Annotated in this window: 25 protein-coding genes; 13 read left to right on the top strand and 12 right to left on the bottom strand. The window is 71.8% G+C overall.

Annotated features, from left to right (window positions below; translation table 11 throughout):
• Nucleotides 1–27 precede the first annotated feature (27 nt).
• From purM to glpD, 3 genes are all read left to right on the top strand, one after another.
• Nucleotides 28–1,080 (top strand): phosphoribosylformylglycinamidine cyclo-ligase, encoded by a 1,053-nt coding sequence (gene purM, locus I5071_RS10765; protein ID WP_236605339.1) that lies wholly within the window; start codon nt 28–30, stop codon nt 1,078–1,080.
• Nucleotides 1,077–2,624, top strand: coding sequence for a phytoene desaturase family protein (locus tag I5071_RS10760; protein ID WP_236605338.1), 1,548 nt, complete (start codon nt 1,077–1,079; stop codon nt 2,622–2,624). The genes purM and I5071_RS10760 overlap by 4 nt, the downstream gene beginning before the upstream one ends.
• Before the next feature lie 181 nt (nt 2,625–2,805).
• Nucleotides 2,806–4,527 (top strand): glycerol-3-phosphate dehydrogenase, encoded by a 1,722-nt coding sequence (gene glpD / locus I5071_RS10755; protein WP_236605337.1) that lies wholly within the window; start codon nt 2,806–2,808, stop codon nt 4,525–4,527.
• A 363-nt stretch (nt 4,528–4,890) separates the two neighbouring features.
• On the opposite strand, the gene I5071_RS10750 is transcribed toward glpD, so the two are convergent.
• Together I5071_RS10750 and I5071_RS10745 are read right to left on the bottom strand one after the other, a co-directional pair.
• Entirely contained in the window at nt 4,891–5,385 is a 495-nt protein-coding gene (locus tag I5071_RS10750) for a hypothetical protein (protein WP_419249631.1), read from the bottom strand.
• Nucleotides 5,355–6,419 carry a hypothetical protein gene (locus I5071_RS10745; protein WP_236605335.1) on the bottom strand — a complete coding sequence of 355 codons (1,065 nt, stop codon included), beginning with the start codon at nt 6,417–6,419 and terminating at the stop codon, nt 5,355–5,357. The genes I5071_RS10750 and I5071_RS10745 overlap by 31 nt, the downstream gene beginning before the upstream one ends.
• Nucleotides 6,420–6,539: 120 nt before the next feature.
• Between I5071_RS10745 and I5071_RS10740 the strand changes: the two genes are divergently transcribed.
• A complete protein-coding gene (locus I5071_RS10740; protein WP_236605334.1) occupies nt 6,540–7,124 on the top strand; it encodes a hypothetical protein in 585 nt (194 codons plus the stop codon).
• A gap of 37 nt (nt 7,125–7,161) precedes the next feature.
• On the opposite strand, the gene I5071_RS10735 is transcribed toward I5071_RS10740, so the two are convergent.
• Nucleotides 7,162–7,797, bottom strand: a complete 636-nt coding sequence (locus I5071_RS10735; RefSeq protein WP_419249649.1) for a YbhB/YbcL family Raf kinase inhibitor-like protein — start codon at nt 7,795–7,797, stop codon at nt 7,162–7,164.
• A gap of 80 nt (nt 7,798–7,877) precedes the next feature.
• Here I5071_RS10735 and I5071_RS10730 point away from each other — a divergent pair, with 80 nt between their 5' ends.
• From I5071_RS10730 to I5071_RS10720, 3 genes are all read left to right on the top strand, one after another.
• Nucleotides 7,878–9,017, top strand: a complete 1,140-nt coding sequence (locus tag I5071_RS10730; RefSeq protein ID WP_268921218.1) for a type IV pilus twitching motility protein PilT — start codon at nt 7,878–7,880, stop codon at nt 9,015–9,017.
• A gap of 86 nt (nt 9,018–9,103) precedes the next feature.
• Nucleotides 9,104–10,315, top strand: coding sequence for a type II secretion system F family protein (locus I5071_RS10725; RefSeq protein ID WP_236605332.1), 1,212 nt, complete (start codon nt 9,104–9,106; stop codon nt 10,313–10,315).
• Between the two features lie 19 nt (nt 10,316–10,334).
• Entirely contained in the window at nt 10,335–12,035 is a 1,701-nt protein-coding gene (locus I5071_RS10720) for a two-component system sensor histidine kinase NtrB (protein ID WP_236605331.1), read from the top strand.
• Here I5071_RS10720 and I5071_RS10715 read toward each other — a convergent pair.
• The gene (locus I5071_RS10715; protein WP_236605330.1) at nt 12,025–12,729 is read right to left on the bottom strand and encodes an esterase/lipase family protein; all 705 of its coding nucleotides are present in this window, start codon (nt 12,727–12,729) and stop codon (nt 12,025–12,027) included. The two genes, I5071_RS10720 and I5071_RS10715, sit on opposite strands and share 11 nt — an antisense overlap.
• A gap of 458 nt (nt 12,730–13,187) precedes the next feature.
• Nucleotides 13,188–13,598, bottom strand: a complete 411-nt coding sequence (locus I5071_RS10710; protein WP_236605329.1) for a DUF6210 family protein — start codon at nt 13,596–13,598, stop codon at nt 13,188–13,190.
• 476 nt (nt 13,599–14,074) lie between these two features.
• Here I5071_RS10710 and I5071_RS10705 point away from each other — a divergent pair, with 476 nt between their 5' ends.
• Nucleotides 14,075–15,394, top strand: coding sequence for a transposase (locus I5071_RS10705; RefSeq protein ID WP_236604129.1), 1,320 nt, complete (start codon nt 14,075–14,077; stop codon nt 15,392–15,394).
• A gap of 423 nt (nt 15,395–15,817) precedes the next feature.
• Here the strand turns inward: I5071_RS10705 and I5071_RS10700 are convergent, their stop codons facing one another.
• From I5071_RS10700 to I5071_RS10675, 6 genes are read right to left on the bottom strand one after another with little or no spacing between them, the layout of a single operon-like run.
• The gene (locus I5071_RS10700) at nt 15,818–16,888 is read right to left on the bottom strand and encodes an NAD-dependent epimerase/dehydratase family protein (protein ID WP_236605328.1); all 1,071 of its coding nucleotides are present in this window, start codon (nt 16,886–16,888) and stop codon (nt 15,818–15,820) included.
• Nucleotides 16,888–17,691, bottom strand: coding sequence for an indole-3-glycerol phosphate synthase TrpC (locus I5071_RS10695; protein WP_236605327.1), 804 nt, complete (start codon nt 17,689–17,691; stop codon nt 16,888–16,890). The genes I5071_RS10700 and I5071_RS10695 overlap by 1 nt, the downstream gene beginning before the upstream one ends.
• Nucleotides 17,673–18,689: an anthranilate phosphoribosyltransferase gene (trpD, locus tag I5071_RS10690; protein ID WP_236605326.1), complete on the bottom strand. Its 1,017-nt coding sequence runs from the start codon at nt 18,687–18,689 to the stop codon at nt 17,673–17,675. The genes I5071_RS10695 and trpD overlap by 19 nt, the downstream gene beginning before the upstream one ends.
• Nucleotides 18,686–19,279, bottom strand: a complete 594-nt coding sequence (locus I5071_RS10685; RefSeq protein ID WP_236605325.1) for an anthranilate synthase component II — start codon at nt 19,277–19,279, stop codon at nt 18,686–18,688. The genes trpD and I5071_RS10685 overlap by 4 nt, the downstream gene beginning before the upstream one ends.
• A 19-nt stretch (nt 19,280–19,298) precedes the next feature.
• On the bottom strand, nt 19,299–19,922 hold the full coding sequence (locus I5071_RS10680) for a hypothetical protein (RefSeq protein WP_236605324.1): 624 nt from the start codon (nt 19,920–19,922) through the stop codon (nt 19,299–19,301).
• Nucleotides 19,922–20,908 (bottom strand): alpha/beta fold hydrolase, encoded by a 987-nt coding sequence (locus tag I5071_RS10675; protein ID WP_236605323.1) that lies wholly within the window; start codon nt 20,906–20,908, stop codon nt 19,922–19,924. The genes I5071_RS10680 and I5071_RS10675 overlap by 1 nt, the downstream gene beginning before the upstream one ends.
• 79 nt (nt 20,909–20,987) lie before the next feature.
• Between I5071_RS10675 and I5071_RS10670 the strand changes: the two genes are divergently transcribed.
• The 5 genes from I5071_RS10670 (at nt 20,988) to I5071_RS10650 (ending at nt 24,803) form a co-directional block, all read left to right on the top strand.
• Nucleotides 20,988–21,761: a phosphate/phosphite/phosphonate ABC transporter substrate-binding protein gene (locus I5071_RS10670; RefSeq protein WP_236605322.1), complete on the top strand. Its 774-nt coding sequence runs from the start codon at nt 20,988–20,990 to the stop codon at nt 21,759–21,761.
• Between the two features lie 87 nt (nt 21,762–21,848).
• Complete coding sequence (locus tag I5071_RS10665; protein WP_236605321.1) at nt 21,849–22,685, top strand: hypothetical protein; 837 nt, start codon at nt 21,849–21,851, stop codon at nt 22,683–22,685.
• Nucleotides 22,682–23,581, top strand: coding sequence for a hypothetical protein (locus I5071_RS10660; RefSeq protein WP_236605320.1), 900 nt, complete (start codon nt 22,682–22,684; stop codon nt 23,579–23,581). The genes I5071_RS10665 and I5071_RS10660 overlap by 4 nt, the downstream gene beginning before the upstream one ends.
• On the top strand, nt 23,578–24,459 hold the full coding sequence (locus I5071_RS10655) for a DUF692 domain-containing protein (RefSeq protein ID WP_236605319.1): 882 nt from the start codon (nt 23,578–23,580) through the stop codon (nt 24,457–24,459). The genes I5071_RS10660 and I5071_RS10655 overlap by 4 nt, the downstream gene beginning before the upstream one ends.
• A complete protein-coding gene (locus tag I5071_RS10650) occupies nt 24,456–24,803 on the top strand; it encodes a hypothetical protein (protein WP_236605318.1) in 348 nt (115 codons plus the stop codon). Before I5071_RS10655 ends, I5071_RS10650 begins: the two co-directional genes overlap by 4 nt.
• On the opposite strand, the gene I5071_RS10645 is transcribed toward I5071_RS10650, so the two are convergent.
• Nucleotides 24,784–26,040: an RCC1 domain-containing protein gene (locus I5071_RS10645; protein ID WP_236605317.1), complete on the bottom strand. Its 1,257-nt coding sequence runs from the start codon at nt 26,038–26,040 to the stop codon at nt 24,784–24,786. The two genes, I5071_RS10650 and I5071_RS10645, sit on opposite strands and share 20 nt — an antisense overlap.
• Nucleotides 26,041–26,076 lie beyond the last annotated feature (36 nt).

Below are 26,076 nucleotides of genomic sequence, written 5' to 3'. Positions count from 1 at the left end.
GCGCGCCTCGCATCCTCCGCCCGCGTTATGGCCGGAATCACCTACAAGGACTCGGGCGTCGACGTCGATGCGGGCGACGAGCTCGTCGAGCGCATCAAGCCGTTCGCGGCGCGCACGCGCATCCCCGAGGTCCTGAGCGGCGTCGGCGGATTCGCCGGCCTCTGCGGCCTCCCGACGGGCATGAAGGACCCCGTGCTCGTCTCGGGCACCGACGGCGTGGGCACCAAGCTCAAGCTCGCGTTCCTCGCCGATCGCCACGACACGGTGGGCATCGATCTCGTCGCGATGTGCGTGAACGACGTCGTCACGACCGGCGCGCGCCCCCTCTTCTTCCTCGACTACTTCGCGACCGGGAAGCTCGACGTCGCGCGCACCGCGTCGGTGATCCAGGGCATCGCGAAGGGCTGCGAGGACGCGGGCTGCGCGCTCCTCGGCGGCGAGACCGCGGAGCTCCCCGGCTTCTACGCGCCCGGCGAGTACGACCTCGCGGGCTTCTCGGTCGGCGTCGTCGAGCGCAGCGCGATCATCGACGGCAAGCGCGTCGCGAGCGGCGACGCGGTGATCGGCGTCGCGTCGAGCGGCCTGCACTCGAACGGTTACTCGCTCGTCCGCAAGGTGCTGCTCGATCACGCGAAGCTCGCGCTCGACTCGACGCCCGACGGGCTCGGCGAGCCGCTCGTCGACGCGCTCCTCCGCCCGACGCGCATCTACGCGCGGGCGGTGCGCGCGCTGCTCGACGCGACGATCGACGTCCGCGCCCTCTCGCACATCACGGGCGGCGGTCTTCCGGGCAACATCCCGCGCGTGCTCCCCGACGATCTCGGCGTCGCCATCGACGCGAGCAAGTGGACGCGCCCCGCGATCTTCGATCTCGTGCAGCGCCTCGGCGGCGTGAGCGAGGCCGAGATGCGCCGCGCGTTCAACATCGGGCTGGGCCTCGTCGTCGTGGTCCCGCAGAGCGACGCGTCGCGCGCCGTCGACGCGCTGAACGCTGCCGGCGAGCGCGCGTCGATCATCGGCCGCGTGATCGAGACGCCCGGGGTCGAGTTCGAAGACCGCGTGCAGTTCGTCGCGACGTGATCCGTTCGTTCTACGACGTGGTGGTCGTCGGGAGCCGCCTCGGCGGGCTCTCCGCCGCCGCGCTGCTCGCGAAGCGCGGCTTCCGCGTGCTGGTGCTCGGTCAGGACGATCTCGGGCCCACCTACGAGCTCGAGGGCGAGCAGCTCCCGCGCGCGCCCTTCTCGTTCCTCTCCGCGCACTCACCGGTCGCGCGACGCGTCTTCGCGGAGCTCGCGATCACCCAGGCGTTCCGCCGCCAGGCCGCGGTCGTCGATCCCGCGTTCCAGGTCGCCCTCCCCGGCCATCGCCTCGATCTCGCGCTCGATCCCGTGCACCTCGATCGCGAGATCGATCGCGAATTCCCCGAGGTGAAGCGCCCGGCGCTCGACTTCCTCGCGCGCGCCCGCGCCACCTCGATCGCGCTCGATCGCGCGGTCGATCGCGATCTCGTGTGGCCGCCCGAGACCTTCTTCGAGCGGCGCGAGCACGCCCGCGCGATCTCGCACCTCGCGCCTCCCGCCGATCGTCGGGCGTCGGTCGCGGACGACGATCCGCTGCGCGAGCTGCCCGACACGCATCCCTTCCGCCTCGTCGTGCACGCGCCCGTGCGCTTCGCCGACGGGATGGATCCCGATCACGGCACCGCGCTGCGTCTGCTCCGTCACTTCTCGTCGTGGCGCGAGGGCGGCGCGGTCATCGAGGGCGGCGCCGCGAGCCTGCGCGCGCTGATCGAGTCGAGCCTCCGCGCGCACGGCGGCGAGCTGCGCGCGCGCGACAAGATCGACTCCATCATCGTGAAGCGCGGCCACGTCGAGGGCGTGCGCATCGCCGCGTCGGGCGAAGAGATCGGCGCGTCGTTCGTGCTGCTCGGGAGCGACGTCGGATCGTTCCTGCGCGTGCTGCCCGATCGTCGCCCGTTCGAAGAGCTCTTCGAGCGCGTGGGCGAGCCGGTGGTCCGCTACTACCGCTACACGCTGAACCTCCACCTGCGCGCCGAGGGCGTCCCTGCGGGCATGGCGCGCGACGTGTTCTTCGTGCGCGATCCGTCACGCCCGCTCTCCGGCGCGAACCTCCTGCACGTCGAGACGCATCCCGCCGATGCGATGGGGCGCCGGTTGCTCTGCGTGGAAGCGCTGCTCCCGCGACGCGGGGTCGAGGACGTCGCCGACTACCTCGAGACGATCCGCGAGCACATCGTCGCGTCGCTCGGCGAGCTCGTGCCGTTCCTCGGCTCGAACCTCGTGCGCATGGACTCGCCGCACGACGGTCGTCCCGCGCAGGACTTCACGACCGGCGCGAACGTCGAGCCGACCGCGAAGTGGGCGCGCGGGCGCCACACGATGGACTCGCTCTACGGGTTCCCGATCGCGAGCGCGCTCGGCGTCTGCGCGCTCCCGGTGCGCACGCCGATCAAGCGCCTCCTGCTCTGCAACGCGCAGGTGGTGCCGGGGCTCGGGCTCGAAGGTCAGCTCCTCGCGGCGTGGTCCGCCGCGCGCATCGTGTCGCGCTCCGATCGGCGCCCCGCGATCCTGCGTCGCGGCCTCTGGACCAAGCTCGAGAGCTGAGTTTGCGGAGGGGTCTCGGAAGACCCCTCCCCCCGACCGGCCGAGCCGGCTCGGGTCCCCCCGCCCCGAACACTGCTTGCTTCGGCTCGACCGCGACCACAACCGAGCCCAGCTCGCATCCCTCGACGCATCGCGTCATTCGAGTTGTTCCGCGCGATTCGCCGACCCATAACCGAGGCCGATGGCCTCAACCGACAGCGGTTCCGCGAGCAACGGCACGATCGGCGCGACGCGCCAGCAGATGTGGGAGCGGCTCGGCAGCGCTCCGGTCGACCTCCTCGTCATCGGCGGCGGCATCAACGGCGCGGGCATCGCGCGCGACGCGACCCGACGCGGCCTGAGCGTCGCGGTCGTCGACATGAACGACCTCGCGTTCGGCACGAGCTCGCGCTCGAGCAAGCTGATCCACGGTGGTCTGCGCTACCTCGAGCAGTACGAGGTCGGCCTCGTGTTCGAGTCGGTGAGCGAGCGCCGAATCCTGATGGACCTCGCGCCGCACCTCGTGAGCCCGCTCGGGTTCCTCTTCCCGGTCTACAAGGACAGCCGGCGCAACCTGTTCGTGATCCAGGCCGGCATGTGGCTGTACGACGGGCTCTCGCTGTTCCGCTCGCCGAAGCGGCACCGCATGCTCTCGCCGCGCGATCTCGAGACCGAGGAGCCGGCGCTGCGTCGCGAGGATCTCAAGGGCGCGCCGCTCTACTACGACTGCTCGACCGACGACGCGCGCCTGACGCTCGAGACCGCGATCGACGCGGTGCGCGGCGGCGCGACGATCACGACCTGGGCGAAGGTCACGCAGCTGCTCGTCGAGAACGGGCGCGTGTGCGGCGCGACGGTGCGCGACGAGCTCACCGGCGCGACCAAGGACGTGCGCGCCTCCGCCGTGATCAACGCGACCGGCCCGTGGACCGACCGCACGCTCGCCCTGCCGCGCAAGGGCTCCGAGGCGCCGGCGCCGCCGCGCATGCTGCGCACGACGAAGGGCGTCCACATCGTCGTCGATCGCGCGAAGCTGCCGCTGAACAACGCGGTCGTCTGCTTCCACCCCGTCGACAAGCGCGTGCTCTTCGCGATCCCGTGGGGCGACCGCTCGTACGTCGGCACGACCGACACCGACGATCCGAGCGATCCGTCGGGCGTGCACGCGACGCGCGAGGACGTCGACTACCTGATCGCCGCGAGCAACGCGTACTTCCCCGAGCACCCGCTCACGCGCACCGACGTCATCGCGACGTGGGCCGGGCTGCGCCCGCTGATCGACGAGGGCGCGGGCGCGAACGAGTCGCAGGTGAGCCGCGAGCACAAGATCGTGATCGGCCAGGAGGGTCTCATCACGATCGCGGGCGGCAAGCTCACGACGTATCGCCGCATGAGCATCGAGGTGGTCGACACCGCGGTGCGCTACCTGCAGCTCGCGAACGGGCTCGCGGGCCGCGACATCGAGCCGTCGCGCACCGAGAAGGCGCCGCTGCCCGGCGCCGAGGGCTGGCCCGACGACGACGATGCGACGCAGGTCGTCGCGCAGGTCGAGCAGGCCGGCAACGGCACGATCTCGAACGCCGTCGCGACCGCGCTGACCGATCAGTACGGCACGCGCGCGATCGCGATCGCAGCGCTCTGTGCTGCGCGCCCCGCGCTCGCGTCGCCGCTGGTCCCGGGGCGCCCCGAGATCCTCGCGCAGATCGAGCACGCGGTCCGCGAGGAGATGGCCGCGACGGTGTGCGACGCGCTGGTGCGGCGCACCCAGCTCTTCTTCCGCGACTTCGATCAGGGCCTCGGCTGCGCCGAGCGCGTGGCGTCGCACATGGGCACGCTGCTCGGGTGGGACGACGCGACGCGCCAGCGCGAGCTGCAGCGTTATCGCGACGAGGTCGAGCTCTCGCGCCACTGGCGTAAGGGGTAACGAGCCGGCCGAGGTCTCGGTGGAGGGCACGGGGCGGTGGGTCGTGCGCCCGGGTGCTCGCGGGCTGCTGTCATGAGACGGTGAGAGCTTCGGGCAGCGGTGGGCGCATCCCGGCGCGAGGCGCGCCGCGATGCTTCGATCACGCTCTGGTCGACGTCTGCGAGCCCCCGTCGCACGAGGGCGCCCGACCCACCACCCCGCGCCTCGGTACCGCGGTTCTGCCGCCTCGCTGGGAGGGGCTGGAGATGGCTCGCGACCGATCCGCGCTGTTCGCGCGGCTCGGACGCTCGCGAGTCGCACCGCGCGACCGAGTCGCGCGTGTGCGCGCTGCGCGCGGGATTTTGGAAGGCGGGCGCGGACCGATCACTCGGGCATGCGCACGTCGAGGTCGGGGTAGTGCTTCTTCATGAACGCGAGGGCGTGCGTGGTGTGGCAGCGGTGGACGTCGGGGTTCGCGGCGCTGGGGCAGCTGCAGCCGAGAAGGACGTCTTGCTCGCGCGCGAGCTCGGCGAGCTGATCGAAGGGCGCGCGGTCCGCGGCGAAGCGCTGATCGAGGAGCGCGCGGTAGCGCTTTGCGAAGTCGCGCCAGGCCGCGGCGTCGTCCTTGCCGATCACCGACGCGACGAGCTCGGGCGTGGGACGCAGCACGTGCTTCGTGTGCTTGCGCGTGTCCTGGCGAATGCCCTTCGGCAGCTTCGACGCCGGGACGCCCCGGGCCATGGTGTAGCGGGCGAGCACGCACGATCGATCGCGCGCGTCGCGCCTCGTGTCGAGTCCGGAATCCGGACCGCGCTCACTCGAGGAGCGCCTCGCGCGACGCGAGCACGTCAGCGATCGTCGATCGCGATCACCGCGCACCGCGAGTCCAGCAGCTCGCCGCCCTCGCTCGGCGTCCGCGTCACGATGTCGTCCGCGAGCGCGCCGAACTGCCGCTCGGCATCGGTGTACGCGAGCATCGTGCACATCTCGTCGCTCGCGAGCGGGCCCCACGTGATCGTCTCGGTGCCCTCGTTGCGATAGCCGCAGATCGTGCGCAGCCCCTCGGCGCCCCGCAGATCCACCGGCGGATCGAGCAGCGCGCCCAGCGCGTTCCCGATGCCGCCCATCGTCTCGAACACCACCTCGCCGTCACGCGGACCGCCGAAGATCTCGATGCGCATCCCGTCCGCGTACGCGTGGTAGTGCGGGAGCACGTAGTGCACCGAGAAGTCGAGGTCGCGACGATGCGCAACCCGCAGATTGCACTCGGTGCGCACCATCGTGTCGCTGCGCGGCGCGAGCTCGATGCCGCGGTTGTCGATCGCGAGCGGACGCAGCCGCGTCGTGACCTCGCCCGGCTGGATCGTCGTGATGCGGAACGTCAGCGCGCTCGAGAGCGCCTCGGGCGACGGATTGATCACGTGCACCGAGCCGATGATCCGGCTCCACGGCGGGATGCGATACGCCGCACCCGGCGGGAACTGCTGCGTCTCCGCGGTCGACTGGGTCGACTGCGCGAAGAACACGCCGCCGCCGCGCGCGCTCGCCGCGACCTCGTTGAAGGTGCGCTCGCTGCAGCGCCACGTGCCGTCGTCGCCCTCGAACGCCGGCTCCGGCACGTACATCCAGTTCGAGTGGTGCCAGCCCGGCCCCGCGCTCATCTCGACCGCGCTCACCCAGAGCTCGGTCGGATTGTTCAGCGTCCAGCTCTGACAGAGGCTCAGCACCTCGCCGTACGCGTCGAGCTCGATCGCGGGGAACGTGTGCTCACCGACGTACGGCGGACGCGGCCCCGCATCGTGCGGCGCCCCCGCGTCGCGCGGCGTCGCTGCGTCCTGCAGGTCCCCGCCGGCATCGTCGCAGCCCCCGAGCACCGCCCCCACCAGACACGCGAGCGCCCACCGTCGTCGCATGACGCACCCCCATCCAAGAATGATGACCCGATGGTCACCGATTCTATCGATCGGTCAAGAGGATGTCCGAGCGCCTCCTCACGCGTTTCGATTGCATTTCCGAAATGGCAATATCGACCCGTGGACGCTGGGGAACGGGGCGCCCGCTTCAAGGGCAAGCTCGGCATGGCCGTGCGCAAGGCGCTCAAGCGCGAGCTCTCGCCCGCGCAGCACGCGCGGCTGATCGACGACGCACCGCCCGAGGTGCGGCGGCTGCTGACCGAGCGCTTCGTCGCGACGCAGTGGTACTCGGTCGCAGGCACCGAAGAGCTCATCGCGCGTCCCGCGCGGATGCTCGGGCGCGATCCGGTCGACTACGCGCGCGACATCGGCGGCAGCGTGCTGCTCGAGGCCGCAGGCCCGGTGGGCGGCACCGTGATGAGCCTCTTCGCGACGCCGACGCGCCTCGCGCGGCACATGGGCTCGATGTGGCAGCAGGTCTACGACTCGGGCCACGTCGACGGCTCGTTCGACGAGACCCGACGCGTCCTGGCCATCGAGCGCAGCGACTGGGCGGGGCACGGCCCGCTGCTCTGCATGACGCTGCTCGGGACGCTGATCGCGATCAGCGAGGGCATGAAGGGCGAGCGCCTCGTGGGCTCGACGCGTGTGTCGTGCATCTCGGAAGGCGCGCGTCGCTGTCGCTTCGAGCTGCGGTTCGCGTGATCGAGGGCGCTCCGCCGAGCGCCCTCGATCCTCGTGATCACTTCGGAGCGCGCACCGCCTTCGGGTAGATCGCGTAGGTCCCGACGATCGACGCCTTCGCGAGCACGTGGCCCTTCATCGCCTCGCGCGCGGCGGCGATCGTGAACGACTCTCCGAGCTCCAGCGATTCGACGTCGAGCGCGAGCACCGTGAACGTGTAGACGTGGAGGCGCTCGTCGTTCCACGGCGGACAGGGCCCGTCGTACCCGTGGTAGTCGCCCTTCATGTGGGGGTCGCCCGCGAACCACCCGGTGTAGTCGTTGAGGCCCTGCTTGCTGCCGTGCACACCGAGCGTGCCCTTGCCGTGCACCGTCACGCCGCGGCTCAGCGCGCCCTCCTCGAGCTCGCGCACCTTCGCCGGCAGATCGACCAGCGCGAGGTGCACGAACTCCACGCGCGGCAGATCGAGCGGCACGGTGCGACCGTCCTGGTTCACGTCATCGCCGCGGCTCGGCACCTCGCTGTCGGTGCAGAGGATCGCGAACGACTTCGTGCCCTCGGGCGCGCCGCTCCACGCGAGGTGTGGGCTCAGGTTCTCGCTGAGCTCGACGTGGGTCTCGGGGTGGAAGCGCCCGAACGCATTCTTCGTCGGGATCGCCGCGCCATCGGCGAAGCTGTCGCTGCGGAGCTCCATCTCGTCCTCCTTGATCGTCCCGCGCACACGCATCGCACGAGCACGGGCGTCATCGCAACCCGTGTATGATCGCGGACGAGATGCAGCCGCCTCCGTCCGACGCGAACGCTCCGCTCCAGGTCACGTTGATCCAGCTCTTGCGCGCGATGATCGATCGCGGCGCGTCGGACCTGCACATCACCAAGGACACGCCGCCGCAGTTCCGGATCGACGGCAGCCTCGTGCCCCTGAAGATGCCGCCGCTGCGCGCCGAGGACACCAAGCAGCTCGTCTACTCGGCGCTCAACGAAGAGCAGAAGATCAAGTTCGAGAAGACGTGGGAGCTCGACTTCTCGTTCGGCGTGCGCGGCGTGTCGCGCTTCCGCGGCAACGTGTTCATGCAGCGCGGCGCGGTCGCCGCCGCGTTCCGCGCGATCCCCCACAAGATCCGCAGCTTCGACGAGCTCGGGCTGCCGCCCGTGATCTCCGATCTCGCGTCGCTGCCGCGCGGCCTGGTGCTCGTCACCGGCCCCACCGGCTCGGGCAAGAGCACGACGCTCGCGTCGATCATCGACAAGATCAACCGCGAGACGCGCCAGCACATCATCACGGTCGAGGACCCGATCGAGTTCGAGCACTTCTCGAAGCTCTGCGTGGTGAACCAGCGCGAGGTCGGCGCGGACACCAAGGGCTTCAAGGACGCGCTCAAGTACATCCTCCGCCAGGATCCCGACGTCGTGCTGGTCGGCGAGATGCGCGACCTCGAGACCATCGAGGCCGCGCTCACGATCAGCGAGACCGGTCACCTCGTGTTCGCGACGCTGCACACCAACAGCGCGATCTCGTCGATCAACCGCATCATCGACGTGTTCCCCGCGCACCAGCAGTCGCAGATCCGCGCGCAGCTCTCGTTCGTGCTGCAGGGCGTGATGACCCAGCTGCTCTTGCCCCGCGCCGACGGGCCCGGTCGCGTCATGGCGTGCGAGGTGATGATCCCCAACGCCGCGATCCGGAACCTCATCCGCGAGGACAAGGTCCACCAGATGTACTCGCAGATGCAGATGGGACAGGGGAAGAGCGGGATGCAGACGATGAACCAGACGCTCTACTCGCTCTACCAGCGCCGCATGATCACGATCGAGGACGCGATGGGCTACTCGAGCGAGCCCGCGGAGCTCCAGGCGATGATCGACGGGCGCTCCCCCGTCGTCCCCGCCGGGACGGCGCGCGGCGGTCGATGATCGGGGGATCTCCGCCCGTCCGATCGGGCTGGAATTCCAAGTCGATTTTGACGTTCTCGGCTGCGCGCCTGTAGCATCGCAGCGGCATGCAGGAGTGGGTCTGGGAGGCGCGCACGCGCACCGGCGAAGTGCGCAAGGGGATCATGGAGGCGGCGAACGAAGCCGCCGTCCAGGATCGCCTCAAGACCCAGAACCTCACGCCGACGCGCGTCCGCAAGAAGCCGCGCGAGGTCAGCCTGCAGTTCGGCGCGCCGGTCTCCGAGAAGGAGCTCGTCGTCTTCATCCGTCAGTTCGCGACGATGATCGACGCGGGCCTGCCGCTCGTGCAGTGCCTCGACATCCTCTCGGCGCAGGGCGACAACAAGGCGTTCAACCGCATCCTCAAGGACGTGAAGGCCAACGTCGAGCAGGGCGCGACGTTCTCCGACTCGCTGCGGCGCCACCCCAAGGTCTTCGACGAGCTCTTCGTGAACCTCGTCCAGGCCGGCGAGGTCGGCGGCATCCTCGACACGATCCTCGGGCGCCTCGCGGTCTACATCGAGAAGCGCGTCAAGCTGAAGCGCCAGGTGCGCAGCGCGCTCGTCTATCCGAGCGCCGTCATGGTGATCGCGGGCGTCGTGCTCACCGTGCTGCTCACCTGGGTCATCCCGAGCTTCCAGTCGATGTTCGCCGACTTCGGCGACGACGGAGATCTGCCGGGCCCGACCCAGCTCGTGATCAACATGTCGGAGTTCTTCGTCGGGAACTTCGTCTTCATCTTCGCCGGGCTCTTCGCGATCGGCGCGGGCATCTCGTACAGCTACCGGACGCCGGGCGGGAAGAGGTTCTGGCATCGCTTCCTGCTCGAGGTGCCGGTGCTCGGGCCCGTGATGCGCAAGATCGCGGTGTCGCGCTTCACGCGCACGCTCGGGACGCTGCTCGCGTCGGGCGTGCCGATCCTCGAGGCGCTCGACATCGTCGCGAAGGCCTCGGGCAACGTGATCGTCGAGGCGGCGATCAAGAACACCTCCGATCGCATCCGCGAGGGCCGCACGATGGCCGAGCCGCTGATGGAGACGAAGGTCTTCCCGCCGATGGTCGTGCAGATGATCGGCGTCGGCGAGCAGACCGGCGCGCTCGATCAGATGCTCAACAAGATCGCCGACTTCTACGAAGAGGAAGTCGACGTCGCGGTCGCTGCGCTCACGTCGCTGCTCGAGCCGATCATGATGGTCGTCATCGGCGGCATGGTCGGCTTCATGCTGATCGCCATGTACATGCCGATCTTCGACATCGCGGGGAAGGTGCAGGGGCACTAGTGCCGCTGCCGGGTCGCGCATGAGCATCCCCGCGCCGGCGCCGCCGGTCGCGACGATCGCCGACGACGACGCGATCACGCAGCGTCGCATCCCGTGGCTCGTCGGAGGCCGGCTGGTCGTCGGCACCGTGCTGCTCGGCGGCACGGTCGTGCTCGGCGGGGCGGACCTCGGCGCGTCCGCGCTGACGTGGCTGGTGGTCGCGGTGTACGCGACGTCGCTCGGCTCGCTGCTGTGGATGCAGTGGCGGCGCAGCGTGCGCGGGCTGGTGGTCGCGCAGCTCGCGGCGGACCTCGCGATCGCGAGCGCGCTGGTGTGGCTCACCGGCGGCGCGGTGAGCTCGTTCAGCTTCCTCTACGGCGTCGTGATCCTGCTCTCGGCGCTGGTCGCGGGGCCCAACCAGGTCGCGGCGACGGCGGGGCTCGCGGGCGTGCTCTACGTGTCGATCGGCATCGCGCTGCCGAGCGGATGGCTGCCCGATCCCAGCGGGCAGATGGCGGCGCTCGAGCCCACCGAGCTCAGCATCGCGCTGCTGCGCAACGTGGTCGGGCTCTTCCTCGTGGGGCTGCTCGCGAACGTGCTGAGCGCGCGCCTCCGGCGCACCGGCGGCGAGCTGCGGATCGCGACCGCGAGCGCCGCGGGCTACGCGCGCCTCACCGAGGACATCGTGCGCTCGCTCGGCTCGGGGCTGATCACGACCGATCTCGATGGGCGCATCCGATCGATCAACGACGCGGGCGCGCGCATCCTCGGCACCAGCGCGGACGCGCTGATCGGCACGCCGGTCACCGAGATCCTGCCGCGCATCTCCGCGACGCCGATGAGCTCGCCGGCGCGACAGGGCGAGCGCGGCGAGTCGTTCGCCACGCGCCCCGACGGCAGCGAGCTCCCGGTCGGGTTCACCCGCACGCCGCTGGTCGGCGCGGACGGGACGCAGCACGGCACGCTCGTGCTCTTCCAGGACCTCACCGAGATCGCGCAGCTGCGCGCGAAGGCGGAGAAGGCCGAGCGGCTCGCGGTGCTGGGTCAGCTCGCGGCGGGCCTGGCGCACGAGATCCGGAACCCGCTGGGATCGATCTCGGGATCGGTCGAGCTGGTGCGCGACGCGAAGGAGCTGGGCGAGGAGGATCGCAGGCTGCTCGGGATGGTGCTCGGCGAGGTCGAGCGCCTGAACGAGCTGGTGACGACGATGCTCGACGTGGGACGGCCGGTGACGCCGGATCGCGTCGACGTGGATCTGCGCTCGCTCGCGGGCGAGGTGATCGAGGTCGCGCGGCGCGGGCCGACGCGCAGCGCGGGCGTCGAGGTGCGGCTCGAGTCCGACGAGGACGTGCACGCGCACGCGGACCCGGCGCAGCTGCGCCAGGTGCTGTGGAACCTCGTGAAGAACGCGATGCAGTTCTCGCCGCGGGGCGCGCTGGTCACGGTGCGGGTGCGCGCGCCCGAGGACGGCACGGTGCTGCTGGAGGTCGAGGATCGCGGCGCCGGGATCGCGGAGGAGGACCTCGAGAAGGTCTTCGATATGTTCTTCACGAAGCGGCGCCACGGCGTGGGGCTCGGGCTCGCGCTGGTGAAGCAGATCGTCGAGGCGCACGGCGGTCAGGTGCGCGTCGAGAGCCGTCCCGGCGAGGGCGCGCGCTTCCGCGTGGTGCTCCCGCGGCGCGGCGCGCGGACGAGCACGAGCCACGCGGTGGTCGAGGAGCAGGGCGCGATCAGCGCGTGAGGCCGTCATGCACGTGCGCGAAGGCGCGCGGCTCGAAGAGCATCTCGTTGTGCCCGACGTCGTGGAGCCAGTGGATGGTCGCGTCCTCGATCGACGCGGCGCTCTCGGGCGGCGTGACCATGCGATCGAGCCCGGCGACGACGGCGGTGTGGATCACGCGCGAGGCGCGCGCGCGCCCGTCGCGGAGGGTGCGGATGACGCGGCTGTCGGGACGGATGGCCTCGAGGAGCGAGCCCGCGACGAGCGGCCCCATCGCGACGCGCGCAGCGCGGGTGCCGGCGTGGGGGCTCGCGAGGGTGACGAGGCGATCGACGTGCGCCGCGCCCCCGCGCTCCTGGAGATACCAGCGCGCGACGATGCCGCCGAGCGAGTGCCCGACGATGTCGACGCGACGTCCCTCGGCGACACGATCGACGATGGACGCGAGGCGATCGACCGCGCGATCGAAGCGCTCGAGCGGCCCGTAGGTGATGTCGACCGTGCCCACGGGTGCGCGCTGCTCGACGAACGCCCGCATCGGATCGAAGACCGGCCCGGCCGCCATGAAGCCGTGCACGAACACGACGACGCGCTCGCCGGGGATGCTCGGTGTCGCGCGGTTGCGCGCGGCGGCGATGAGCTGCCCTTGTCGCGCGACGGCGCGCACCTCGCGGCCGAGCTGGCGGAAGAGGTTGCGGGCGGCGGCGGGGGGCATGTCCGACAGCGTAGCGCGCGGAGGGAGCACGGCCGAGCACGCGCAGGTGGCACGAGGGACGAGCACGCGGGACGAGCACGAGCACGAGCAGGGATCGCGGGTCTAGACCGGCGACGGCCCAGCACCGCCTCGACCGGCGCCTACCACTCTCCGGGATGGTCCAACCCGTAACGCTTACGGATCTCACCACCCTCGGGGATGGTCCAACCCGTAACGCTTACGGATCTCACCACCCTCGGGGATGGTCCAACCGTAACCCTTACGGATCGCACCACCCTCGGGGATGGTCCAACCGTAACGCTTATGGATTTCACCACTCTCGGGGATGGTCCAACCGCAACGCTTACGGATCCGACCACCCTCGGGGATGGTCCAACCCGCAACCTTACGGGTTCGACCAACCCTCGGATGGTCCGACCCGTAACCTCACGGTCGACCGTCTCGCCCGACGGACTGCCTCAGTCGCAGTTGGGTCCGCAGAGCACGCCGCGCGACTGCACCGTCACACCGTCGAGCGGATCGCGGAGCTCGAACGTGACCCACCACCACCCCTCGACGCTCTCACCGAGGCGCTCGGGATCGAGGCGCAGAGAGACGATCTCGCTGAAGCACTCGAAGCGCATCTCGCCGAGCACGAGGTTGGCTCGCTCGACGTCAGCGAGGAGCCACGGCACCTCGTGCCAACAACTGACCTCGTGCATCGCGGCTGCCAGCCGCTGAGCCGATGGCTCGAGGGCAGCTGCGATCACGGCCCCTTCGACGGACGGATGCAGGCACGCGACGCCGCCGGCCTGGGCCGAGTAGGTGATGCCGCTCGAGCAGGCCACGATGAGATAGACAACCGACTCTTCGCAGAAATCGACGTGCATGGTTGCTCCTGTCGAACGGTAGAGCGCTCGGCTCGATCGCGCATGAGCACCCGGCGCGGCCCCGCGCTCCGCGCGTGTCCTCGCCTACTCCAGCAGCACCGGCGCGGCCCCGCGCTCCGCGCGTGTCCTCGCCTCCGCATCCGGGCGAGTGCGAAGCAGAGCCCGAACCGCGAGCGTCTGGGCCGCGGCGAAGCGCGGACCAGTCGCGAGCCACCCCACCACCACGAGCCAAGGCGGCAGAACCGCGGTACTGGGCGCGAGGGGGTGGGTTCGGCGGCCTCGTGCGACGGGGGCTCGCAGAGGCCGACCAGAGACTGGCGACAGCATCGCGGCAAGCGGCGCGGAGCGCGCGCCGCGATGCGCCCACCGCGTCCCGACGCTCGCGGCCTCTCGTTCAGCAGCCCGCGAGTCGGCTGTAGGAGAGTTGGGGACGCCTCGAATAGACAGTCGAAACTGCCGTGCAGGAGGTCGTCCCCGTGGGCAAGCGTACCTATCGAACCGTCGAGATCCAACACGTCGACGCGAGCAAGCTCGCCAGTGCGCTCGGAGCGAGCTGCATCGTCGCGATCGACCTCGCGAAGACGAAGATGTTCGCTGGCTTCGCGAGCGCAGCGGGTCGCTGCGTCGAGATCGTGCGCTTCGAGCATCCGAAGCAGACGCGACTGTTCCTCGAGCTGCTCTGCCGTCTCCGCGAGCTCGGCGTCGCGCTCGAGGTCGCGATGGAGCCGACGGGCGTCTACGGCGACGCGCTCCGCTACCAGCTCACGCTGCGCGAGATTCCCGTGTTCCGCGTGGACGCCAAGAAGGTCCACGATGCAGCCGAGCTGCTCGACGGAGTGCCGAGCCTGCACGACGCCAAGGCGTGCACGCTGCTCGCGCATCTCCACGCGCAAGGCATCTCGAAGCGCTGGAAAGAGCGGAGCGCAGTCCAGAGGGCGATGCGCAGTCTGATCGACGAGCGCGACCTCTACGCTCGACCTTTCGAGACCGCGTACGGACGGCTCGAAGCGCTCGTCGCGCGTCACTGGCCCGAGCTCTCCCAGCACCTCGACATGGACGCCGCGTGGCACCTGCACTTGCTCTGCGAGATGCCCGGGCCTGCCGAGGTCCGCGCCAGACGCGGCGATGCGGTCGAGCTGCTCCGACGCGTCTCGCGCGCGGCGCTCTCCTTCGAGCGCATCGAGCAGATCGTCGGCTGCGCCGTCGGCTCGCTCGGCGAGTCGATGCACGATCAGGAGCGCTCGTTCCTTCGCTCGCTCGCACGTCACATGCTCTCGTTGCGCGAGCACATCCGCGATGTCGACAAGCGCATCGAAGCCGAGCTCGCCAATCATCGCGAGCTCCACTCGATGCGCGCCGCGTTCGGTGCCGTCACGACCGCTGCGCTCGTCGCCGACCTCGGCAATCCCGCCGACTACGAATCGTCCGCGTCCTTCGAGAAGGCGATGGGCCTCAACCTCAGGGTCCAGAGCAGCGGCAACAACGCCGGGCAGCACACGATCCACATCACGAAACGCGGCCCCGGACGGGCGCGTAGGTATCTCTTCCTCGCGGCGCTGCGCTTCGTGCAGAGCGACCCCGTCGCGCGTGAGTGGTACCGAGCGCGAAAGGGCTACCGCGCCGAGATCAAGCTCAAGGCAGTCGTCGCGCTGATGCGGAAGCTCGCGCGCGCGATGGTGCACGTCGCGCGAGGAGCGCCCTTCGATGCGACCAAGCTCTTCGACACACGATCGATGACCGCCGTGACCGCGTCGCCTTCACGCGACGCGGGCCAATCTTCGCTCGTCGGCTCCTGACGGCGAGCTTCGCGCTCTCTTCCCTTCGCTTCCGCTCCAAGGCGCGAAGATCGAGCGGGTGACGCTCACCTGGAGTGCTGGAGCCCCGAGAGGCTGCACCGCGAGTCCCAGCGCACCCTCGAGATCGACGCGGCGGGCGAAATGCCCAACGAGGCCGACCCGACGCCGCTCACGTGGACGTCCGACAAGACAGTTCGGGCCTATCCGTCCCGTCGCTCTCCGATCCGACCGCCTGAAGCCACCGCACACCAAGCCTCGTTCGCGGCGAGTCACCTCGCGCAAGAAGGGCCCGGTGTGCGGATCAGCGGGTGCGAGAAGCGCCCGATCCGTCGATCACGCGCGTCCGCACTTGACTACGACAGCACCCCGGCCGCCGAACCCACCCCCTCGCGCCTCTCGCCGAAGCGCTGCCTCTCGAGAGCCTCAGGCGTACCGAGGAACCCAGCGCTCCGCCTGATACCACCGAAGCACTTGCCGCCACCCCTCGACGAACGTCGGGAACCGCGGCTTCCACCCGAGCACGCGCAGCTTCCCGGTGTCGACCGGCAGGTCGTCGTAGAGCAGCGTCAGCGCCTCGCGGTCGAGCCGCGCGCGCAGCGCAGGCTTCAGCCGGTGCCGCAGCACCACGAGCTTCCACGCCGCGAGCAGCGAGCGATCGAGCCCGGTGTACGCGGCGTCGCGCTGGAAGAACTGCCCGATGCGATCGAGCACCGGCCGCGGCAGCTGTCCCGCGGGCACCGTGGGCAGCCCGTAGGCGCGATAGGTCTCGCTGATGCGGTCGCCGAGCGTCATCCGATCGTCGTCGGCGACGTTGTAGATCTCGCCCTCGCACTCGCGCTTCGGCAGCACGAACACCCCGGCGCGCGCGACGTCCTCGGCGTGCACCAGGTTCGCGACCGGACCACCGCGCCACCGCGGGAGCACCGGCGTCATCAGCCGCAGCACCGGGCCGATCACCAGCAGGCTCGCCGCGTAGTGACGCCCGCGCCGTCCGTAGAGCGGCGCCGCGCGCAGGATCGTCCACGCCGGCCCGCCGCGCTGCGAGCGCTCCATCAGCGCGCGCTCCGCCTCGTGCTTGGTGCGGCCGTGCGGACCGCGCGGCAGGACGCGCGCCTCCTCGGTGAGCGGACCGTCCTGGCCCTGCGCGTAGAGCATGGCGGTCGAGACGTGCACGAAGCGCTTCGCGCCGGCGCGCGCCGCCGCGTCGTAGAGCGCGACCACCGCCTCGCTGTTCACCGCCGCCAGCGTCTCGAAGGGCGCGCCGACGTCGAGCATCGCCGCGGTGTGGATCACGTGGTCCACGCCCTTCACGAGCTTCTCGAGGAACGCGCGATCGCGGATGTCGCCGGGGCGGACCTCGCCGCGCACTGGAACCGCGACGCCCTTCGGGTGCAGATCGCTCGCGATCACGCGGTAGCCCGCGGCCTCGGCGAGCCCGACCACGTAGTTGCCGACGGTCCCTGCGGCGCCGGTGACGAGCAGCGTCTCGGGCATCAGGCGCGATCTCCCAGGATCTCACGCAGCCGTGCGCCCGGATCGGGCGCGCGCATGAGCTCGGTGCCGATCAGCACCGCATCCGCTCGTCCGTCGGCCACGCGTGCGAAGTCCTCCCTCGTTCCCACGCCGCTCATGTACACCGCGATGCGGTCGTTGGGAACTTCCTGGAGCGCCCTCGACGCCGCGCCCCCGTCGAGCTGGAAGCTGCGCAGATCGCGCGCGTTCACCCCGACGATCGTCGCGTTCGTCTGCAGCGCGCGCGAGAGCTCGGCCGCATCGGCCGCCTCGACGACCGGCTCCATCCCGCGACGGCGCACCGCGTCGATCATCACGTCGAGCTCCGGGCCCGTGAGCGCGCGCACGAGGAGCAGCACCAGGCTGGCGCCCGAGGCGCGCGCGAGATCGATCTGGCGCGGGTCGATCACGAACTCCTTGAACAGCACCGGGCAGCCGACCGCGCGCGCGGCGCGCCGCACGTCGAGCACCCCGCCGCCGAACCCCGGGCCGTCGGCGAGCACGCTCACCGCCGCCGCGCCGCTCGCCTCGTAGGCGCGCGCGATCGCGACGATGTCGCCGAGCGCGCGGGGACGGATCACCCCCGCGCTCGGGCTGCGTCGTTTGATCTCCGCGATCACGCGCGGCGGCGCGCCCGCCGGGCGACGCAGCGCCGCGAGGGCGCGCGCCCCGCGATCGCTCGTGTCGTCGATCGCCGGGAGCGGATGACGCGCGCGGCGGATCACCTCGCCGCGCTTGCGCTCGAGGATCGCAGACAGGTGATCGGTCACGCGGCCTGCACCCATGCATCGAGCAGTCGGATCGCCGCGCCCGAGTCGATCGCCGCCTCGACGCGCTCGCGCGCCGCGACTCGATCGCGCTCCGCGCCCGCGACGAGCAGCGCCGCCGCCGCGTTCATCAGCACCGCGTTCCGCCGCGCCCCGCGCTCGCCGCCCAGCACCGCGCGCACGAGGCGCGCGTTGTCGTGCGCATCGCCGCCGCTGAGCCCGGCGATCGGCGCGTCGTCGAGCCCGAAGTCGCGGGGCACGATCTCGTCCTCGATCACGCGCCCGCTCTCGAGCCGCGCGACCCGCGTCGCGCCCTCGGGCGCGATCTCGTCGAGCCCGCCGTGCCCGTGCACCACCCACGCCGCGCTCACACCGAGCAGGCCGAGCACCTCGGCCATCGTGCGCACCCGCGCCGCGTCGTAGACGCCGACCAGCTGGTGCGTCGCGCTCGCGGGGTTCGCCAGCGGCCCGAGCAGGTTGAAGAAGGTCCGCACGCCGAGCTCGCGCCGCACGCCCGCCGCGTGCCGCAGCGCCGCGTGGTAGGCGGGCGCGAAGAGGAACCCGATGCCGAGCTCGCGCACGTGGCGCGCGACGATCTCGGGGCTCGCGTCGACGCGCACGCCGAGCGCCTCGAGCACGTCGGCGCTGCCGGCGCGCGAGCTGACCGCGCGGTTGCCGTGCTTCGCGACGCGCACGCCGCACGCCGCGACGACGATCGCGCAGGTCGTGCTCACGTTGAACGTGCCCGCGCCGTCACCGCCGGTGCCGCAGGTGTCGAGCAGCACGCCGTCGATCTCGATCGAGGGAGGGACCACGCGACGTCGCATCGCGCGCGCCGCCGCCGCGAGCTCGGTCGCGCTCTCGCCGCGCATCCGCAGCGCGATCGCGAGCCCCGCGATCTGCGCCTGCGTCGCCTCCCCCGCGAGGATCGCGTCCATCGCGGACTCCATCGCGTCGGCGTCGAGCGCACGCCCCTCGAGCACGCGCGCGAGCGCGTCGCGCACCGACGTGCTCACGCGGCCGCCTTCGTCCCGCCGCGCGGGAGGCGCCGCAGGAAGCTCGCGAGCATCGCGTGGCCGTGCTCGGTCAGGAACGACTCGGGGTGGAACTGCACGCCTTCGACGTCGAGGTCGCGGTGGCGCATGCCCATCAGCTCGCCCTCCGCGGTCCACGCGGTCGGGCGCAGCACCTCGGGCAGCGTCTCGCGCTCGACGATCAGCGAGTGGTAACGGGTCGCCTCGAACGGGCTCGGCAGGCCCTCGAACACGCCTTCGCTCGAGTGGAGGATCGGCGAGGTGCGCCCGTGCATGAGGCGCGGCGCGCGGATCACGCGGCCGCCGAACGCCTGGCCGATCGCCTGGTGCCCCAGGCACACCCCGAGGATCGGTCGCTTGCCCGACTGGTGCCGGATCACGTCGAGCGTGATCCCCGCCTCGTCCGGCGTGCCCGGGCCCGGAGAGAGCAGGATGCCCTCGGGATCGAGCGCGTCGATGCCCGCGAGATCGATCGCGTCGTTGCGCACGACCTTCACCGCCGCGCCGAGCTCGCCGAGGTACTGCACCAGGTTGAACGTGAACGAGTCGTAGTTGTCGATCACCAGGATCACGGCGCGTTCTCCCTCGTCGTCATTCGGGCAGCGGCTCGGCGGGCTCGCCGGCGCTCGGGGCGGGACCTTCGGGCGGAAGCGTGGGGCGCGCCTCGCCTTCGTCGACGGGCTCTTCGTCGCGGCGCAGCGGAGGCAGACCACCGAGGCGCGCCTCGCGCTCGTCGTCGGCGCCTGCCGCGAGCGGGCGGATCGCGGAGAGATCGTCGTGCAGCGCGACGATCGCGAGCTCGGCGTCGGCGTACGCGTGCATCGCGTCGAGCAGCTCGGTGTCCTCGGTGCCGATGCCGCGCGCGAGCAGCTGGCCGTAGCGCTCGAGGGCCGTGAGGCGCTCGCGATGGACGCGCACCGCGCGGGTGCGCAGGCGGCGCCCTTCCTGGGTCGACACCGACGCGTGCTGCAGGCGCTCGATCTGACGTCGCACCGCGGGCGCGGCCGCGGACTCGATCATCTCGGCGGCCATCACCGGTCGCTCTCCGTCGACCGCGTCCTCGACCTCGCGCAGCACGGTGCGCGAGGGGTCGCTCCCGAGCAGCTCCTGCAGCGCCGCCGCGTCCGCCTGCACCGACGCGCTCGGAGCGCTCTCGCCACTGCCCGAGCACGCGATCGCGAGCGACGCGAGCGCGCCGAGGACGAGCGCGCGCATCACCGCGCGCCTCCGAACGGCGGAGGACGCGACGATCGACGCCGCGACTCGCCGCGCGGCGGATACCCGCGATCGCGCAGGAAGCGCTCGATGCGCAGGCTGACGAGCTCGGGATACTCGACCGCGAGGTAGTGCGTCCCGCCCGGCACCACGAGCAGCTCGGCGCCCTGCACCTCGCGCACGATGCGCTCGGCCGCGTTGCGCGGCGTCATCAGGTCGCGCCCGCCGGCGAGCATGAGCAGCGGCACCCGCACGGTCGGGAGCACGTCGTGCGCGTCGTGCTCTCCGATCTGCTCGAGCGTGTGCACGTAGATGCCCATGTCGAGCCCGCCGAACGAGCCCGCGAGCTCCTCGAAGATCGCGACGTCGAGGGTGCGGCTCGCGAGGCCCAGGCGCATCGCCCACTGCGGCGTGCTCTTGAACGCGACGGCGCGCTGGGTGACCGACGACACGAGCAGCGGCATGCGCCGCAGCGTCGAGAGCACGTAGGGCGCGAGCAGCCCGACCTTGGGCACGTTCGCGAGCGTGTCCCAGGGCTTCCCCGCGACGCCGTTGATCAGCACGATCGACGCGATGCGCTCGGGCGCCCGGCGCCACAGCTCGAGCGCGACCTGCACGCCCATCGACCAGCCCCAGATCGCGACCTGGTCGAGGCCCTCGGCGTCGAGCACGGCGAGCGCGTCGCGCGCCTGGGCCGGGATGTCGAGCGCACCGCGATCGGGGGGCGGGCCCGAGCGGTAGAGCCCGCGCTGGTCCCACGACACGAACCGGTACCGGTCCGAGAAGTGCCTCAGCTGGTGGGTCCACGCGCGCCACGACCCGCCGAGCCCGTTCGCGAGCAGGATCGGCGGCCCCTCACCGACCAGGTGGTACGCGATGTCGGTGCCGTCGAACGATACGACGCGACGTTCTTCGACGGTCAGCGGAGGCGTGAAACGAGTCGCAGGCGCGTGGATGCGCGCGCCGCCCGGCGGATTCGCCGACATTCGCGCGCACTGTACGAGAGTGACGATCCCGAGGCAACGCCGGGCGTCCCGTACCGGGGCTGCTAGCCTGCCCAGAGCTGTGCTGCGGTTCCTGGTCCCGCCCTCGGTCGGTGTCGCGCGCGCCCAGGCCCGGGGCGAGCTGCTGGAGCGCTCGCTCTCGAACGACCTCGGGGATCGGGTGCAGGTCGAGGTCGCGCCCGACTACGCGACCTTCGAGCGCGTGGCGCGCGATGCGGGGGCCGAGCTGCTGTGGGCGCCCGCGGCGATCTGCGCGCACGTCGCCGACGACGCGCGCGCGGTGTTCAAGGTCGTGCGCGCCGGGCGATCGACGTATCGCTCGGCGCTGATCGCACGCGCCGACGCGCACGTCTCGATCGCGGGGCTCGCGGGGAAGCGCGCGGCGTGGGTCGATCGGCGATCGATCGGCGGGTACCTGCTGGTCGCCCAGCACCTGCGGGAGCGGGGGATCGATCTCGATCGCACGTTCGTGTCGCAGGACTTCGTGGGGACCCACCCCGCGGCGCTCGCGGCCGTGATCGAGGATCGTGCGGACGTCGCGGCGGTCTCGGTGGCGAGCGGCGAGAGCGAGCACGTCGATCAGGCGCTCTCGCTGCACGGAGGTCGCGCCGGGGCGGCACGGCTCTCGCCGATCCTGATCACCGACACCGCGCCGACCGACGCGCTGGTGATCACGCGCGCGCTCGACGTCATCCGCGCCGAGGCGCTGATCGAGCGCATCTTCCCGCCCGCGGGAGGACGCGAGCGCACGACCGCGCTGAAGCTCGCGATGGAGGCCGACGGCTTCGAGCGCGCCGGCGACGGCGAGTACGCGCGCCTCAAGAAGCTCGGCTGAGATCCGAACGTACCCTCGCTCGTCCCAGGCGGAACCCAAGCTGCTCCGAGCTGTCTCGGTCAGCACCGTCACCGAGGGAGGCGAGAGGTGCGACGATCCCCTGCCCGTGCGCTCGCGCTGCTGCTCCTGACCCTGGGCTCGTGCGCTGCGCCCGATGCCGAGGAGACCGCGCTGCTCCTGCTCGACGAGGACGCTCGCGCCGCGGGCATCGCGCTCGAGGTCGCGGGCGAGACCGTCGAGAGCGCCCTGCCCGTCCCGGTCGCGATCGACGACGACGCGTACGTGGTGCGGCCCGACGGACGCGAGCGGCTCGCGCTGGTGCCCGGCGAGCTCGTCGAGATCCACGGTGCCGACGGCGACGTGCGGCGCGGCGCGGTCGAGCCCGATCGTCTGGTGATCACCGGCACCCAGGCGGGCGCGCTCTCGCTCGGCGAGATGCTCGGTGCGCGGGTCGAGCCGCTGAGCGACGCGCGCTACGCGCTGCACGCGCCGGGCGTCACGTGGATCGCCGCGCTGCTCCACGGCGTCGAGCTCGACGGAGTGCGCGCGGCGAGCTCGTTCGAGCAGGCGCTCGCCGCGAGCGACCAGACCTGGCGCGATCGAACGCCGGTCACGCTCGACGACGTCGTCGAGGTGCCCGCGCCGGACGGCGCGATCCCCGACGCCGCGGCGCTCGTCGGCGCGTACGCGTACTCCGACGTGCTCTTCGTGCTCGACGCGGCGGGCGGATTCCTGCTGCGCACCGCCGAGGGCACGACGCGCGGCACCTACCGGCCGATCGCGGGCGGCATCGAGCTCGCGCCGAGCGGCAGCGAGACGACGATCCACATGCGGCTCTGGAATGACGCGCTGGTCGACGACGTCGGAGTGAGGCTCGCGCCCGCGACCATCGAGATGTTCCAGGACACGGGAGAGATCGAATGAAGCGAAGGGCTCTGTTCGGTGGTGCGGCAACCCTCGCGGGCGTGCTCGCGTGCCCGGCCTGGATGGCGCGCGCGTTCGCGCAGAGCGACGACACCGGGCTCGCCGCGCTCTCGGAGGCGTATCGCCGCGCACAGCGCGCGGGGCGCCCGCTCCTCGTGATCGTGATCCCCGCGCAGCGCGAGTCTCGCTGGGAGCGCGCGGGCGCGTTCGGCGAGCTGCTCAACCACGGGCCCGATCAGGCGTTCGTCGATCTCGCGCTCGCGGAGGTCGTGTGCGCGACGATGTCGACGCTGCGCACGCTCGTCCCGCAGGCGCCCGCGGGCGAGCCGCTGATGGTCCTCGTGGAGCCCGAGCACGTGCCCGCGACGGCGCGCGCGATCGACGGAGCGCTCCCCGAGGTGCCCGAGTACTGGATCTTCCAGCGCGACGAAGAGATGTCCTACGAGGAGCGGGTCGCGCGCGAGAACACCGTCATCGATCAGCGCATCGCGGCCCTGACGGCGATGGTGCACGGTGCGCTCGCGCCCGACGATGCCGCGCTGCGCCGTCGCGCCGCGGTCGCGCTGGCCGCGCTGCCGATCGATCGACGCCAGCGCGTCGAGCTCGCGATCGGAACGCGCGACGTCTCGGATCGCGCCGCCGTCGCGCTCGCCCCCGCGGTGTTCGCGAGCCATCGCGAATTCCGCGACACGCTGCGCGATCTCGGCATCGAGCGATGGCGGCGCGGTCGCGTGCCCGGGAGCCGCTGGGCGATCGGCGGCGGCTGCGGCACCCAGGTCGAGCTGACCGAAGAGGAGCGCCGGCGGGAGGGCGACACGTCGCTGATGATGGCGTGCGGCATGGGCCACGTGCCCGAGCGCAGCGCGCGCTTCCTCGACTGGTATCTCACGCCGTGATCGGCGTCGGCTTCGCGCTGCCGCCCGACGACGAGACGCTGGCGCGCGTGGCGCGGATCGCGCGCCGCGCCGACTACCTCGAGATCACGCCCGAGACGACGTGGATCGATCGCGAGGACGGCGCGCTGGTGCCGAACGGCTTCCACGCGCGCTTCCTCGCGGCGGTGCGCGCGTGGGACAAGCCGGTGGTCGCGCACGGTGTCGGGTTCTCGACCTGCAGCGAGGGCGACGAGGCGCGCACCCGCGCATGGCTCGAGCGGATGCGCGAGGACGCCGCGCTCTTCGGCTACGCGTGGTGGACCGATCACCTCGGCGCGACGACGCTGGGCGGCGAGGTCACGGCGCTCCCGATGCCGATGCCCTACGACGCGCGGACCACCACGACGCTGCGCGCACGGCTCGAGCTCATGTCGCGCGTGGTGCCCGACGTCGGCGTGGAGAACTCGGTCGTCTACTTCGTGCTCGGCGATCCCCTCGACGAGCCGCGCCTGCTCGCGAGCGCGCTCGACGCACCGCGGCGTCACCTGCTGCTCGACCTGCACAACCTGCACACGATGTCGCTGCTCCACGGCTTCGATCCGCACGCGTGGCTCGCGCGTGCGCCGCTCGATCGCGTGATCGAGCTCCACGTGAGCGGCGGGCGCGAGAGCGATCCGCGCTGGCTCCCGTCGGGCCGCACGATGCGGCTCGATGGTCACGACGACGCGGTGCCCGAGCCGGTGTGGACGCTGCTCGACGAAGTGCTCCCGCGTTGCGCTCACCTGCGCGGCGTGACGCTGGAGCGCATGGAGGGCACCGTCCCCGACGCCGCGACCGCGCGCGCCCTCGACGAGGAGCTCACGCGCATCCGCGGCGCGATCGCGAGGGCCGGACGATGAGCCGCGCGCGCCTCGAGCAGATCCTCGCGGCGGCGATGCGCGCCGAGGATCCCGTCGCCGCGCTGCGCGAAGCCGCCGGCGATCCCGCGCTCGACGAGGCCACGCGCGATGCGCTCGCGCGCGTCGATCCCGACGGAGCGCGCATGCAGGCGCTCCTCGTCGCGCGCCTCCGGTTCGAGCGCCTGATCGCGGGCAGCGACGAAGCCGCCCACCGTGCCGAGCTCGATCCCCGGGTGTTCGCCGCGCTCTTCCGCGCGTACCACCGCGAGGTCCCGATGCACGCGTTCCATCCGCGCGCCGAGGCGCGCGCGTTCGAGGCCTGGCTCACTCGCCGAAGCCGATGACGCGCACCGGCTCGCGCACGATCGCGCCCTCCTCGCGGCCGTGCCCGAGCTGTCCGTGCGAGCCCCAGCCCCAGCACGCGACGCCGCCGTTCTCGACGATCGCGCACGCGACGCTGTCGCCGGTCGCGATCGCGCGCGCCGCCTCGAGGCCGGGCACGCGCGTCGGCGTCGGATCGCACTCGTCGGGGAGCGCTCCGCCGCCGCACCAGCTCGTGCTGCCGTCGATCGTCCACGGGCCCCAGCACGTCACCCCGCCGCCGGTCTCGATCACGCACGAGCGATGGCTCCCGATCGAGAGCGCGGTCCCGGTGGGCTCGCCCGTGGGCGCGACCGGCGCGATGGCGCACGGACCGCCGGTGTCGCCGTGCACGCAGTAGGGCAGCCCCTCCTTGATGCCGAGCGCGCCGTCCCAGTTGTATCCCCAGCAGAGCACGCGGGTGTCGGCGAGCAGCGCGCACGCGTGATCCGTCCCCACCTCGATGTCGATCACGCCCTCGAGATCGACGAAGCCGTCGCCCCGTCCTTCGTCGCCCGAGCGCCCGAACGTCGCGTCGCCCACACACCGCACGCGTCCATCCGGCAGCCACAGGCACGCGTGTCCGAGCCCCATCCCGAGGTCGCGCGCCTGGCGCAGCCCGGACCGCACGACCGCGCGGGACGCCGCGTCGTTGCCCCAGCAGCGCAGCTCGTCGCCCGGGGCGAGCTCCGCGCACGTGGCGTGGACGCCGATCCACACGCGTCGCATCGGAGGCAGGTCGGGCACTCGCAGCGGGATCGGGCTGCACACCGCGCGACCGCAGTCGGGCACGTCCTCGCGCGCGACGCCGAGCTGACGGTAGTAGTCGAAGCCCCAGCACCAGAGCCCGCCGTCGAGGTCCACCGCGCAGGTGTGGCTCGGCCCCGCGCTCACCGACGCGACGCGCGGCAGGCCGTGAACGCGCAGCGGTCGCGTGGTCGAGCGCCGCTCGTTCACGCCGAGCTGGCCGATCTCGTTCTCGCCCCAGCAGTAGAGCGCGCCCTGCTCGCTGAGGGCGCAGACGTGATCCCCGCCCGCCGCGATCTGCACGACGCGCGTGCCGGGCGGCGGCTCTTCGGGCGGCGGCGGCGGGCCCGCGTCGGGACGCGACACACGCGCATCCACGACGCTCGCGTCGATCGGCGCAGGCTCGTCGAGCGTGTGCGCGAGATAACAGCCCGGCGCGAGCAGGCACGCCGCGCACACCAGTGGGAGCCTCACCGCATCACGCATTCCCGCTGGTACGCCGGACGGGCG

Origin of the sequence: Sandaracinus amylolyticus (genome assembly GCF_021631985.1) — a bacterium.
GTDB lineage: Bacteria > Myxococcota_A > Polyangia > Polyangiales > Sandaracinaceae > Sandaracinus > Sandaracinus amylolyticus_A.
This window is presented reverse-complemented; position numbering and strand designations above follow the sequence as displayed.